The following is a 13,273-nucleotide window of genomic DNA, read 5'->3' as shown; positions in this document are numbered from 1 at the left end:
CCGACGGTAGCCGCCGGACATTGCCGCAGGGCCAACGGCGCCCGACCGCCACACCACACCGTCGGAGAACCGAATGCGGTCTGGGGTCGTAGTGTCATACCCCGTGAGCGCACGCGCGGGAATCGTCGTCACCGGAACCGAAGTCCTCACCGGTCGGGTTCAGGACCGCAACGGTCCCTGGCTCGCCGACCGGCTGCTGGAACTGGGCGTCGAGTTGGCGCACGTCACGATCTGCGGAGACCGGCCGTCCGACATCGAGGCGCAGCTGCGCTTCCTCGCCGACGAGGGTGTCGACCTGATCGTCACCAGCGGTGGGCTCGGCCCCACCGCCGACGACATGACGGTCGCGACGGTGGCGAAGTTCTGCGGTCGGGACCTGGTGCTGGACGCGGCGCTGGAGGCGACCATCGCCGACATCCTCAAGAACATGATGAGCCGCTCGCAGTCCTGGAACGGCGTCGACTTCGAGTCGGTGCTGGCGGCCAACCGCAAGCAGGCCATGGTGCCTGCCGGTGCGGAGATCCTTGGCCCGGTGGGAACGGCCCCCGGCGTCGTCGTGCCCGGCACCCCTACCGTGGTGGTGCTTCCCGGCCCGCCGCGAGAGCTACAACCCATGTGGGACAAGGCCGTTGGAACGGTCGGGGTGCAGGCGGCGATCGCCGGCCGCACGGAGTTCGTCCAGGCCACGGTCCGCATGTTCGGGCTGCCCGAATCGGCACTCGCCGAGACCCTGCGCGACGGCGAGGTCGGCATCGCCGGCTTCGACCGGCTCGAGATCACCACCTGTCTGCGACGCGGTGAACTGGAGATCGTCACCCGCTACGAACCCGACGCCGCCGACGTCTACGCCGCCCTGCTGGAACTGTTGCGTGAACGACATGGGGCGCAGCTGTTCTCCACCGACGGCGCCCTTGTGGACGACCAGGTCGCGGATCTGTTGGCAGGCCGGACGATCGCGACGGCCGAATCCTGCACTGCGGGAATGGTTGCCGCGAGACTCACCGACCGGGCCGGCTCGTCGGCGTACGTCGCGGGCGGTGTCGTGAGCTATTCCAACGACGCCAAGACGAACTTGCTCGGCGTGGACGAGCAGCTGCTGGCAGCCCACGGCGCGGTGTCGGAACCGGTGGCCGAGGCCATGGCGGCCGGTGCCCTGGACCGCTTCGGCGCCGACACCGCGGTCGCGATCACCGGGATCGCGGGCCCGGGCGGGGGGAGTACCGAGAAGCCGGTGGGCACCGTCTGCTTCTGCGTCCGCCTCGCCGAGGGGCCGACACTGACCAGGACGCTGTTGTTGCCCGGCGACCGATCCGACGTCCGCGAGCGATCCACCACCGTCGCGATGCATCTGCTACGGCGCATCCTCGTGGCATCCGGCGACGCCGACTGAACGCCGATGCCCTTCTCGCTCAGCGACTCCGAGCTCAACGATCGTCTGGATCGATTGCCGGTGCTCGCGGGGCGGGAGCGGGTGGTCGAGGACCTCGAGGGAGGGCTCACCAACCGCAACGTGAAGATCACCACCTCCGACGGCGTGTACGTGGCGAGGTGCTCGGGTAGCTCATCGGAGCTGCTGGCCATCGACCGCGACGACGAGCACTTCAACTCCCGAGCAGCAGAGGAGGCCGGCGTCGGCGCACCCGTCGTCGACTACCGTCCCGACCTCGGCATCCTGCTCATCGGATACCTGAACGGTGTGACGCTGACCAAGGAAGACTTCGCGCGCGAGGGCGTCATCGCGAAGGCCGCCGTGGCGTGCCGGACCCTGCACGGCGGGCCGCGGTTCCGCAACGACTTCGACATGTTCGCGCGACAGTCGGCGTACCTGAGAATCGTCGAGTCACACGGATTTAGGCTCCCCGCGGGATATTTGGACTTCGCCGGCCAGTTCGAGTCGATTCAGGCGGCGCTCGCGCATCCCGATCGGGTGTCGGTGCCGTGCAACAACGACCTGCTGGCGGCAAACTTCGTCCTCGACGGTGACAAGATCTGGCTGATCGACTACGAGTACTCGGGCAACAACGACCCCACCTTCGAGCTCGGAAACATCTGGCGCGACAACGGCTTGTCCCTCGAGCAACTCGAGGAGCTGGTCACCGCGTACTACGGCCGCACGACGCGTCACGAACTGGCAAGGGCACGGCTCCAGGGCACCGTCTCCCAGTACGGCTGGACGTTGTGGGGATGCATCCAAAATGGAAGCAGCACACTTGAATTCGACTTCTGGGAGTGGGCGATGGAACGCTACGACAACGCCGTCGAGGAGTTCAAGGGCCCAGACTTCACCCGCCTTCTCGACGACGCCAGGACCGGGGACTGACACCATGGGAGAGACGAACCGATGAGCGACAACACCTTGCCCAGTCGCGCCAGGGTCGTAGTGATCGGCGGTGGTGTGATCGGCACCAGCGTGGCCTATCACCTGACCAAGCTCGGCATCACCGACGTGTTGCTTCTCGAACAGGGCCAGCTGTCCTGCGGAACCACCTGGCACGCCGCGGGTCTGGTGGGTCAGCTGCGCGCCTCGGAGAGCGGTACCCGGCTGGTGCAGTACTCGACGGAGCTCTACCGCGAGCTCGAAGCCGAGACCGGGTTGACGGCGGGCTACAAGCAGTGCGGCGGGGTGACGGTGGCACGCACGGAGGATCGGATGATCCAGTTGCGTCGCACCGCCGCCAACGCCGCGGCCTTCGACCTGGAGTGCGAGCTGCTCACCCCGCTCGAGGCCCTCGAGCACTATCCGGTGATCCGCATCGACGACCTCGTCGGGGCCATCTGGTTGCCGGCCGACGGCAAGGCCAATCCGTCCGATCTGACCCAGGCGCTGGCCAAGGGCGCCCGAATGCGGGGTGCTCGAATCATGGAGCGCACCAGGGTGGTCGGCGTGAACACCGAAGGTGGCAGGGTCACCGGGGTACGGACGGATCTCGGCGACGTCGAGGCCGAGATCGTCGTCAATTGTGCGGGCCAGTGGGCCAAGCAGATCGGTTCGCTGGCGGGTGTGAACGTCCCGCTGCACTCGGCCGAGCACTTCTACGTCGTGACCGAGCCCATCGTCGGCGTGCACCCGGACATGCCGATCCTGCGGGACCCCGACGGCTACACCTACTTCAAGGAGGAGGTCGGCGGCCTCGTCATCGGCGGCTTCGAGCCGGAGGCCAAGCCGTGGGTCAGCCCGGACGCCATCCCGTACCCCTTCGAATTCCAACTGCTGGAAGAAGATTGGGAGCACTTTCAGATCCTGATGGACAACGCGCTGTTGCGGATCCCCGTGCTCGAGGAGACCGGGCTCAAGAAGCTGTACAACGGCCCGGAGAGTTTCACCCCGGACAACCAGTTCATCCTCGGTGAGGCGCCGGAGGTGGCCAACTTCTTCGTCGCCGCGGGCTTCAACTCCGTCGGCATCGCCTCCGCCGGTGGTGCGGGACGCGCACTGGCCGAGTGGATCTCGAACGGGTCGCCGACGACGGACCTCACCAGCGTCGACGTGCGTCGGTTCGCGCCGTTCAACGGCAACACCAGGTGGTTGCACGACCGGGTGTCCGAGGTGCTCGGCTTGCACTACGAAATCCCTTGGCCAAACCGGGAAATGACGACGGCGCGGCCGTTCCGTCGCTCTCCTGTGCACCACCTCCTCGTCGCGGCAGGAGCCAACTTTGGCAGCCGGATGGGTTGGGAGCGGGCCAACTTCTTCGCCCCCGAGGGGGTCGAGCCCATCATCGAGTACTCCTGGGGCAAGCAGAACTGGCTGCCGTACTCCGCCGCCGAGCAGGTCGCCACCCGCACCGCGGTAGCGGTCTTCGACCAGACGTCCTTCTCGAAGTACCTCCTGGCCGGACCCGACGCCGAGGCGGCGCTGCAGTGGCTGTGCACCGCCGACATGGCCGTCGACGTGGGGTCGTGCGTCTACACCGGCATGCTCAACGACCGCGGCTGTTACGAGTCCGACGTCACCGTCACCCGCACCGCCGCCGACGAATTCCTCATCGTCAGCAGCGCCGCGACGACCGAGCGGGACAAGGACCACATCGCTCGGAACCTGCCCGCCGGCGCGCGGGCTCAGTTGGTAGACGTCACGTCCTCGCTCGCGGTGTTCGGCGTGATGGGACCTCGGTCGCGGGACCTGCTGGCCATCCTGGCCGACGCCGACCTCGGTGACGAGGCGTTCCCGTTCGGTACCAGTCAGCGAATCAGCCTGGGCTACGCAGAAGTTCGCGCCACTCGCATCACGTATGTGGGGGAGCTCGGCTGGGAGCTCTACGTTCCCACCGAGTTCGCGGTCGGGGTGTACGAGGATCTGATGGCCGCGGGCGCCGAGTTCGGGGTGGTCCGCGGCGGCTACTACGCGATCGAATCGTTGAGGTTGGAGAAGGGCTACCGGGCGTTCGGCCGCGAGTTGACCCCCGGCGACAATCCGGTCGAGGCCGGGTTGCTGTTCGCCTGCAAGCTGGCCACCGACGTCGACTTCCTGGGTCGGGCTGCGCTCGAGAAGGCCAAGGCCGACGGGCCGCGGCGCCGGGTGGTGGGCTTCCGCGTCGACGCGCCCGACGCCATGCTCTGGGGCGGTGAACTGATCCTGCGCAACGGTGAGGTCGCCGGCCAGGTGACCTCAGCGGCGTGGGCGGAGACGACGGGTGCGTGCGTCGGCCTTGCCTACGTGCGGTCCGGTGACCAGGAGAAGGTCGACGCCACGTGGGTGGACGCCGGCTTATACCAGGTCAACGTCGGCGGGGTGCTGCACCCCGTCACCGTGTCCCTCAAGCCCCTGTACGACCCGTCCAACACGCGGATTCGCTGAGGGATGGACGACGCCCGAGGCGCTGCCGACGATAGGCTCGTCGCCGGTGACGGGACGGGGTTCACGAAATCGTCAGTTTGACGGTCTGAACATGGGTACTCCCGACGAAGGTCCGCAGATGGGAATCAACGGCTAGTGAAGATACTGCTCGACGACACGGAGATGGACGCCCAGCTGGGGCGGACGATGATCGCAGTCTCGGCCAATGCCGCCGACCTCGGCGAAGTCATGACGACCGCAGGCCGAGTGGTCGACGGGGACTACGACTCTTGGTACTCCGAATGGTCGGCGACCGCCGAGGTGGCCAACACGCTGGCCGAGGACGCCCTGCGCGGCGGGCACGTCGTGACGGCCCGCAAGGCCTTCCTGCGCGCGTCCGAATACTGGCGCCAGGCGTTCTTCTTCATCCGCCACGACATCGACGACGAGCGACTACAGGAAGCCTGGCGCCGGCATCGCCTCGCCTTCCGTGCGGCGCTGCCCCTGCTCGACTGCCACACCACGACCGTCGAGATCCCGTACGACGGCGTCACGATGACCGGTTACCTGTTTCGTCCCGCGGATGCCGACACGCCACGGCCGACGATCCTGGCGCCGTGCGGATTCGACTCGACCGCCGAGGCGGGCTACGTGTCCACCGGCTACATGGCGCTGCCGCGCGGGTACAACTTCTTCGTCTTCGAAGGTCCCGGGCAGGGCGGCACCCTTTACGAGCACCGGCGCACCTTCCGTCCCGACTTCGAGGTGCCGTTCGCCGAGGCCTTCGACTGGCTGCTTCAACAGGACGGCGTGCACCCGCACGCGATCATCGTCATGGGCCGCTCCTTCGGCGGGTATCTCGGCCCCCGGGCGACGGCGTTCGAGTCCAGGGTGGCTGCCCTGGTGGCCGACCCCGGGCAGTACGACTTCGCTTCGCGGATCGGCGCATTCGCCAAGACCCTGGGTCACGACGATGCCGACGACTTCCTGGCGCGGCTGCTGGCCCGTGACGCAGAACTCGATGCCCAGCTCGAGAAGGCGGTCGACGGCCCACGCAACGTCGAGTGGTACGGCTCGCGCATGGCGGCGATGGGGACGGCGACCGTAGGCGACTTCCTCCGCAAGCAGCTGACCTTCACGTTGGAGGACGCCGCAGGCAAGATCAAGTGCCCGACTCTGCTCACCGAGGGTGAGGGTGACTTCGCGGCGCAGGGTGAGCTGCTGTTCGACAAGTTGAGGTGCGAGCGACGCCTGACGACGTTCAGCGAAGCCGAGGGTGCGGGCGGGCACTGTGAAGGGTTGGGCAGCACTCTCTTCGAGGGATACGCCTTCGACTGGATCGACCGAATTCTCGGGCGAGCTCAGGCTCCCGCCGCGCAGACGTAGTCAGACACCCGGCTCGAGGTCGTCCCACAACGCCACCAGACGGTCGAGGATCTCCTCGGCGTAGCCGAGACCGGCGAGATGGCTTTCGCCGGGCAGCGTGTACAACTCGGCGTCGGGTAGCAGGGCCACCACGTGCTCGCCGTGCGCGAACGGGATGATGTGGTCCTTGTCGCCGTGCCACCAGCGCACCGGCACCTTGACCTCGTCGAGGCGGAAGCCCCAGTCCTTGGCGAAGACGACGACGTCGGCGAACGGCGCCGCCATCTGCTTGCGGCTGCCGTTGAGCAGGTCGTCGAGGAACATCGCCTTGAATTCGGGACGGGCCAGCAGACGCCGGTCACCTTCGGGGGATACCCGGCCGTACATGTCCACCGCGCGTTCGCCGAGGGGTTTGATCATGCGGATCAACCCGACCGCCGCAAGTCGCAGCGGCAGCCCGATCACCGGCATGAAGGGGGCGATCGCCGATCCCAACGACATCAGTCCGCCGCTGATGGCCTCCGGCCCGACGGCCGGGGCGACGCCGCCGAGCACGCCTACCGTCACGACGCGGTCGGGCATCGCCGCCGCGCAGGCCAAGGTGTAGGGCCCGCCGCCGGACAGACCGATGATCGCCATCTTGTCGATGCCGAGGACGTCGGCGATGGTCCTGAGGTCGTCGGCGAACGCCAGCACGTTCTCGTACTGGAACGGGGTCGACGAGCCGATGCCGGGTCGGTCGACGCCGATCAGCCGGATGTGGTTGCGCTCCGCGTAGACCCGCGCCTCGACGGGAATCTGGCGGCGGGCGCCGGGGGTGCCGTGCAGCCAGAAGACGGCGCGGCCCAGCGGATCACCAAACTCGGCGAAACCGATCTGGCGGTCGTCCCCGACGGCGACGTTGCCCTCCAGCTTGGGACGTGCAATTGACGGAACCATCAGGAGAGTGTCGCACGCGGGTTTCGGGCGGAAGTTTGCCGCGGCCCGCGGATTCGGCACCGTGACGGGCGTGGAGTTCGTCGTGCGGGCGTGGGGTGCAAGAATCATCCTTGATGAATGCTGTGCGCGTGGTGGTGGCCGACGACGACGTCCTCCTTCGTGAGGGACTTGCCAGCCTGTTGACCCGATCGGGTTTCGAGGTGGTCGGCCAGGCAGGCAACGCCGTCGAGCTGCTCGACATGGTCCGCGACCGTCAACCGGGGTTGGTGTTGACCGACATCCGGATGCCGCCGTCGCACGACACCGAGGGCCTCGACGCCGCGAAGTCCATCCGCGAACAGTGGCCCGACATCGCGATCCTGGTGCTGTCGGCGCACGTCGACGTCGAACACGCCATGGAGCTGCTGGCCGGCGGTCACTCGGTCGGGTACCTGCTCAAGAGCCGCATCACCAACGTCGACGACTTCGTCGAGACCGCGGGCCGGATCGCGGGCGGGGCGTCAGTGATCGATCCCGCGCTGGTTCAGGAACTGGTCTCGGCTCGCCGGCGCGACGACCCGTTGGAGGCGTTGAGCACCCGCGAACGTGAGGTCCTGACGTTGATGGCCGAGGGGCTGTCGAATTCCGGTATCGCAGGCCGCATTTGGGTGACCGAGGGCACCGTCGAGAAGCACGTGCGCAGCATCCTCACGAAGCTGAACTTGCCAGAGACCCATGACGAACACCGTCGGGTCCGAGCGGTGATCATGTATCTCGACTCGCTGTGACGGCGAGTCACCGAGCCAGCATGCCCCTGATCGCGTTCGGTGACAGCGCGAACTTCGCCAGAAAGCCAAGCGCCGAACTCTCGGCAATCATCTCGGCGTAGTCCTGTTCCGAGTGTGTCGAGATGAGGATCACCGACGGTGTGGGACCGTCCGCGTCGTGCAGTTGCTCGACGACGTCGAATCCGCTCTCGCCGCCCAATTCGACGTCGACGAGGGTGACGTCCGGATGCAGATCCGCGTATCGGGCCAACGCTTCCTCGGCCGTGCACGCCACGCCTACGACGTCGATTCCCGCGCGGCCGAGCATGTCGGTCGCGGCGTCACGGAAGTCGGCACTGTCGTCGACTATCAAACAACGCATTGCGCACCCCTGGAGGACATCATGAGACGAGCTTGTCAGGCGAGTACCCGTCCGGCATTGCTGCTAGCCGGAAACTTCCCTGTGAACGCAAAGTTTCCTGTGAGGGCATAGCATCCGGTGCGATGAACGAGCGACTTTCGACGGCCGACCACCAGCAGGAAGGCTGGTTTCGCCTTGTTCCCAGCCGCCTCCTCACGTTGTTCCTGCGCCCGACCGCGCGGCCGCTGGGTTGGGGAATCGTGGTCTCCGTCGGCTTCTTGGCGGCCGAGACGCTCGTGGTGCTGTACCTGACCAGGGTGGCCCCCGAGAACGCCTTTGGGGCGATCTTCTTGCTCGGCGTGCTCGTCATCTCGGCGGGCTGGGGCTTCGGCTTGGCTATCGCGACCTCGATCGCCAGCGCCCTGGTCTATCTGTCCTTCCACCTCGACGGCGTGACCGCCGCGTTGACCGTCTTCCTACCCGTGGCGCTGCTGGCCAACGTGCTGGCCGGGCAAGCGCGACTACGTGCCTTGGAAGCCGAGCAGCGTCGCCGCGAGGCCGCCGCCCTGGCCACTCAGCAGGACGCGTTGCGACGGGTGGCGACGTTGGTGGCCCGTGGCGCCGAACCGGCCGCGGTGTATCCGGTGACGGTCACCGAGTTGGCGCGCGGCCTCGACGTCAACCACGTCACGCTCGTCCGCTTCGACGCCGACGACAACTGCACCGTGCTGGCGGCGCATGACGGGCCCGGCCGCGAGATCCTCGAGGTGGGGGAGCGGCTGCCGATCGACGGTGACAGCATCACCAGCCGAATCCGCAACACCGGCAGCACCGCGCGTATCGACGACTACTCGGAGCTGACCGGCACCATCGCCGTCCGCATGCGTGGGCTCGGATTGCGTTCGGGCGCAGGCGCTCCCGTCACCGTCGACGGCAAGCCCAGGGGCGCGTTGATGGTCGGTTCGGTGAGAGCCGGCGCCATGCCGGTCGGGACGGAGGAACGCGTCTGCGACTTCGCCGATCTCGTCGCGACGGCGATCTCCAACGCGGAGACCAAGGCCGAGCTGAAGGCGTCCCGGGCGCGCGTCGTGGCGGCGGCCGACCAGGCCAGGCGGGGGTTCGAGCGCGATCTGCACGACGGCGCGCAGCAACGCATCGTGGCGCTGGGTCTGGGCCTGCGCACCATCGAGGCATCCGTGCCGTCGGACGACCTCACCGTCCGCAAGCAACTCGACAACGTCATCAACGGCCTGGCGGACCTCTACACCAACCTCCAGGAACTGTCGCGCGGCATCCATCCGGCCATCCTGTCCAAGGGTGGCCTCGGGCCGGCGCTTCGGGCACTCGGCCGTCGTTCGGTGGTCCCGGCCAGCGTGAGGGTCGACCTCGACAGGCGGTTCCCCGAACCCGTCGAGGTGGCCGCGTACTACGTGGTCGCCGAGGCGATGACGAATTCCGCGAAGCACGCCAAGGCTTCTGGCATCACCATCCGGGTGGGTCTAATCGGCGACGCGTTGTGCATCGAGGTCAGCGACGACGGCGTCGGGGGAGCCACCTCAGACGGCGACGGATCTGGGATCATCGGACTCCGCGACCGGGTCGAGGCGGTGTCGGGCCGGCTCGAGGTGTCGAGCCCCGTCGGCGAGGGCACGACGTTGACGGCGACCTTCCCCGTGGCTGCCGCCGACGAACCAGAACGTGCGGCGGTCGGTCAGCCGACCCAGGCGCCGGGTCGCCGGCCCGACCAGGGCGTCGCCGTCTCGAGCTGAGCGGCCAGACGTAGCAGTACGGTCTCGTCGGGTGCCATCAGTTGGACACCGATCGGCAGACCGGTCGACGTCACCCCGAGCGGAAGCGAAATGGCCGCCCAGCCGGTCACATTGGCCATCGTCGTCCAGCCCGTCGTGGCGAACTCGACGTCGAAGAACGCCCTCGTCGTTCCGCGTGGCTGGTTCAGCAGCCCGTACGGCGGCGGGGGAGTCAGCAGCGTGGGCACCAAAAGCACGTCGTGGGCGGCCATTCCGGCGGCGAAGCGACGCGTCTGCGCGTGCACGGCGCCGATGGCCTCGGCGTAGGCGACACCCGTCGTGGTGAAGCCCTCGCGCATCATCACCCAGCTGCTGGGCTCGAAGTCGTCTTCTTCTGGTTCGCGGCCGAGCACCTGCTTGCCGAACGCGTGCAGCTGCGCGTTGCTGACCGTGTGCAGCACGGCGATCGCATCGGCGACCGCGTCTGGGTCGAACGTGGGCTGGCCCTGGTCGACGTGGTGTCCGAGGGCGGCAAGGGTGGTGGCCGTCGCGTCGACGGCGGCGATTACCTCCGGATGTGTCGGCCCGCCGGGGAACGGCGAGTCCGTTGTGGTCAGGATGCGAATGCCGTTCGGCTGCTGAGTGATTGCCGCCAGGAAGGTGGTGTCGGGACGCGGCGCGGTATACGGATCGCCGGTGGCGGATCCGGTGATCGCGTCGAGGAGTGCGGCGCTGTCGCGGACGGTGCGGGTCAGTACGTGCCCGTTGACCAGCCCCTCCATTCCCTGGCCGCCGTCCGGGGCGAACGAGCTGCGGCCGCGACGTGGTTTGAGGCCCACCAATCCGCAGCACGATGCCGGTACCCGGATGGACCCGGTGCCGTCGCCGCCGGATGCCGCTGGCACGACGCCTGCCGCCACGGCCGCCGCCGAACCGCCGCTGGAGCCGCCGGGGGTGACGTCCGGTGACCACGGGTTCACGGTGGGACCGAACACCAACGGCTCGGTGGTGCAGTGGTTTCCCCACTCGGGGGTGTTGGTCTTGCCGAACACCACGAGGCCGGCGGCCAGATACCGTTCGACGACCCAGGACGACTCGTTCGGCACGTAACCCCGCAACGCCCGCGAGCCCATCACCTCCGGAGCACCCGCCAGCGAGGCGCCAAGATCCTTGAGCAGGAACGGAACTCCGGCCAGCGGGCCCACCTCTCCGGTGCGTAGTGCACCGGAGGCGTCAAGCGCGGCGGCCTGCCGCCGACCCCTGTCGAAGAGGTCGGCGACGACGGCGTTGAGTCCGCGGGCCGCGTCGAGCCGGGTGATGGCGGCGTCGAGTAGTTCGATGGCGGTCAGCTCACCCGACGCGGCGAGCTTCGCTTGACCGAGTGCGTCGACCGACGCCAACTCGCTGGCCTGTTGGGCGTCCATCGGCGGCGGCTAGCTGGTCTCTTCGGCGGTTTCTTCGGCGGTCTCGGGCTTCTTGTCCACTACGCGGGTCTTGTAGAGGCTCGCGGCGGTGGTGATGACAAGGGTCACGATGATGACGCCGAGGCTGGCCAGCGTCGGGATTTCCGGCACCGCAACGTGCTCGCCACCGTTGATGAAGGGCAGCTCGTTCTCGTGCAGGGCGTGCAGCACCAGCTTCACACCGATGAAGGCCAGGATGAATGCGAGGCCCTGGGACAGGTACACGAGGCGCTTGAGCATGTCGCCGAGCAGGAAGTACAGCTGGCGCAGACCCATCAGGGCGAACACGTTCGCGGTGAACACGATGTAGGGCTCCTTGGTGAGCCCGTAGATCGCGGGAATCGAGTCAAGCGCGAACAGCAGGTCGGTCGTGCCCAGCGCGACGATCACGAGGAACATCGGCGTCATCAGACGCTTGCCGTCCTCCTTGATCCACAGCTTGAGCCCGTCCCACTTGTCGGTCAGCGTCAGGTGGTTGCGGGCGAACCTCACCACGCCGTTCTCGGCGTCGTCGTCGTGGTCGGTGTCGCGGACCAGCGTGATCGCGGTGTAGACCAGGAACGCGCCGAAGACGTAGAAGATCCAGGAGAACTGGTTGATCGCGACGGCGCCGAGCGCGATGAAGATGCCGCGGAAGATCAGCGCCAGGATGATGCCGATCAGCAGCGCCTCCTGCTGGTACTTCCTCGGCACCTTGAAGCTCGCCATGATGATCAGGAAGATGAACAGGTTGTCCACGGACAGGCTGTATTCGGTCAGCCAGCCGGCGAAGAACTCCACCCCGAACTGGGTGCCGTGGAAGTACGTGACCCAGACGCCGAACGCGATCGCCAGACCCACGTAGAAGCTGAGCGCGATCGCGCATTCCTTGAACGTCGGCTCGTGGGGGTTGCGGGCGATGAAGATGATGTCGAATAGGAGGACCGCCAGGGTCACGCCGAGCGTGACAATCCATTCGATTTGAGTGACCTGCATGGGCTGAGACTGCCTCCGGACGTAGTTCTACGGCCGAGGTCTCTGCCACCGCACACCGGGTGCGATCCACGGCACCGGCTGCCCAGCTTTGGACAACGTGATGACGACACCGTAGCGAAGGAATACTCCCCTCGCGTGTCAGTCTGTCAGACGACTGTCAGGACGGGAAATCAGACGCGCTCGCGGGCCTTCGTGGACTTCTGGTGTGCCTTGTCCGCACGGGCGGACGAATCCGTGATGGCGAGGGCTATCAGAACATCCGCGGCGGTGATGAAGAGCCCGGTCCAGTACAGCCACCGCGTGTCCTGCTCGGGCTGAATGGAGAAGTACACGATCAGGAAGATCGGGCCGACGATCCCGCAGAGGAAGACGAACGCCTGAATCTTGACGTACGTGATGAACGTCTCCACCTGGCGATCTCCCTCCCCGCGCCGCAGCGGGAATCATTCTCCCGCGCCCGTGGCTCGACTGCCCCTACATTGGGCTCGTGATCCTGGACTTGCTCAGCCCCGGTGTCGAAATCGGTCTCGTCACGACGAACGTCGACGCGATGGTCGAATTCTACGAAGGGTTCCTCGGTCTGGAACTTCAGGGCGAGATCGACTTCGCCGACGGGACGCAACGGCGATACACCCTCGGTGGAAGCGTCATCAAGCTCGTCACCTACAACACGCCGCCACCCCTTCCCGCCGCGACGGGTGGCGGTCGGGCGCAGGCCGGGCTCAGGTACTTCACCGTCGGCGTGCGCAACCTTCACGAGCTCGCCGCCAAGGTGGAGGGCGCCGGCTACGAGATCGTCGAGGCGCCGACCGAATTCGCTCCGGTGCCGGGGATGGGCTGGATGTTCATCGCCGACCCCGACGGAAACTCCATCGAGTTCTTCGGGACGCTCTGATCCG

12 protein-coding genes are annotated in these 13,273 nt (G+C 67.2%); 7 read left to right on the top strand and 5 right to left on the bottom strand.

Translation table 11 applies throughout. From position 1 onward, the window contains the following. Positions 1-103 precede the first annotated feature (103 nt). The 4 genes from B1790_RS04635 to B1790_RS04620 all read left to right on the top strand — a co-directional run bounded on the left by B1790_RS04635 (position 104) and on the right by B1790_RS04620 (position 6,163). Positions 104-1,390: a competence/damage-inducible protein A gene (locus B1790_RS04635; protein WP_079922037.1), complete on the top strand. Its 1,287-nt coding sequence runs from the start codon at positions 104-106 to the stop codon at positions 1,388-1,390. Between the two features lie 6 nt (positions 1,391-1,396). Then, the gene (locus B1790_RS04630) at positions 1,397-2,320 is read left to right on the top strand and encodes a choline kinase family protein (protein WP_079922036.1); all 924 of its coding nucleotides are present in this window, start codon (positions 1,397-1,399) and stop codon (positions 2,318-2,320) included. Positions 2,321-2,341: 21 nt separating this feature from the next. Beyond that, a complete protein-coding gene (locus B1790_RS04625; protein WP_079922035.1) occupies positions 2,342-4,798 on the top strand; it encodes an FAD-dependent oxidoreductase in 2,457 nt (818 codons plus the stop codon). 135 nt (positions 4,799-4,933) lie between these two features. Continuing rightward, positions 4,934-6,163: a S9 family peptidase gene (locus B1790_RS04620; RefSeq protein ID WP_079922034.1), complete on the top strand. Its 1,230-nt coding sequence runs from the start codon at positions 4,934-4,936 to the stop codon at positions 6,161-6,163. Here the strand turns inward: B1790_RS04620 and B1790_RS04615 are convergent, their stop codons facing one another. Next, positions 6,164-7,081: an alpha/beta fold hydrolase gene (locus tag B1790_RS04615; protein ID WP_079922165.1), complete on the bottom strand. Its 918-nt coding sequence runs from the start codon at positions 7,079-7,081 to the stop codon at positions 6,164-6,166. Positions 7,082-7,194: 113 nt separating this feature from the next. Here B1790_RS04615 and B1790_RS04610 point away from each other — a divergent pair, with 113 nt between their 5' ends. Beyond that, entirely contained in the window at positions 7,195-7,848 is a 654-nt protein-coding gene (locus B1790_RS04610; protein WP_079922033.1) for a response regulator transcription factor, read from the top strand. Positions 7,849-7,855: 7 nt separating this feature from the next. Here the strand turns inward: B1790_RS04610 and B1790_RS04605 are convergent, their stop codons facing one another. Next, positions 7,856-8,209, bottom strand: a complete 354-nt coding sequence (locus B1790_RS04605) for a response regulator transcription factor (protein WP_079922032.1) — start codon at positions 8,207-8,209, stop codon at positions 7,856-7,858. Positions 8,210-8,331: 122 nt separating this feature from the next. On the opposite strand from B1790_RS04605, the gene B1790_RS04600 reads away from it, so the two are divergent. After that, entirely contained in the window at positions 8,332-9,957 is a 1,626-nt protein-coding gene (locus B1790_RS04600) for an ATP-binding protein (protein ID WP_079922031.1), read from the top strand. On the opposite strand, the gene B1790_RS04595 is transcribed toward B1790_RS04600, so the two are convergent. The 3 genes from B1790_RS04595 to B1790_RS04585 all read right to left on the bottom strand — a co-directional run bounded on the left by B1790_RS04595 (position 9,900) and on the right by B1790_RS04585 (position 12,784). Next, positions 9,900-11,360 carry an amidase gene (locus B1790_RS04595; protein WP_079922030.1) on the bottom strand — a complete coding sequence of 487 codons (1,461 nt, stop codon included), beginning with the start codon at positions 11,358-11,360 and terminating at the stop codon, positions 9,900-9,902. The two genes, B1790_RS04600 and B1790_RS04595, sit on opposite strands and share 58 nt — an antisense overlap. A 9-nt stretch (positions 11,361-11,369) precedes the next feature. Further along, positions 11,370-12,374, bottom strand: coding sequence for a TerC family protein (locus B1790_RS04590; RefSeq protein ID WP_079922029.1), 1,005 nt, complete (start codon positions 12,372-12,374; stop codon positions 11,370-11,372). A gap of 170 nt (positions 12,375-12,544) precedes the next feature. Further along, a complete protein-coding gene (locus tag B1790_RS04585) occupies positions 12,545-12,784 on the bottom strand; it encodes a hypothetical protein (RefSeq protein WP_079922028.1) in 240 nt (79 codons plus the stop codon). A 77-nt stretch (positions 12,785-12,861) separates the two neighbouring features. On the opposite strand from B1790_RS04585, the gene B1790_RS04580 reads away from it, so the two are divergent. Beyond that, positions 12,862-13,269 (top strand): VOC family protein, encoded by a 408-nt coding sequence (locus B1790_RS04580; protein WP_198951911.1) that lies wholly within the window; start codon positions 12,862-12,864, stop codon positions 13,267-13,269. The last annotated feature ends 4 nt before the right edge of the window (positions 13,270-13,273 follow it).

The organism is Mycobacterium sp. AT1 (genome assembly GCF_002043095.1).
GTDB lineage: Bacteria > Actinomycetota > Actinomycetes > Mycobacteriales > Mycobacteriaceae > Mycobacterium.
Note: the sequence above shows the minus strand (reverse complement) of the source record. Positions and strands in the feature narration are given on the sequence as shown.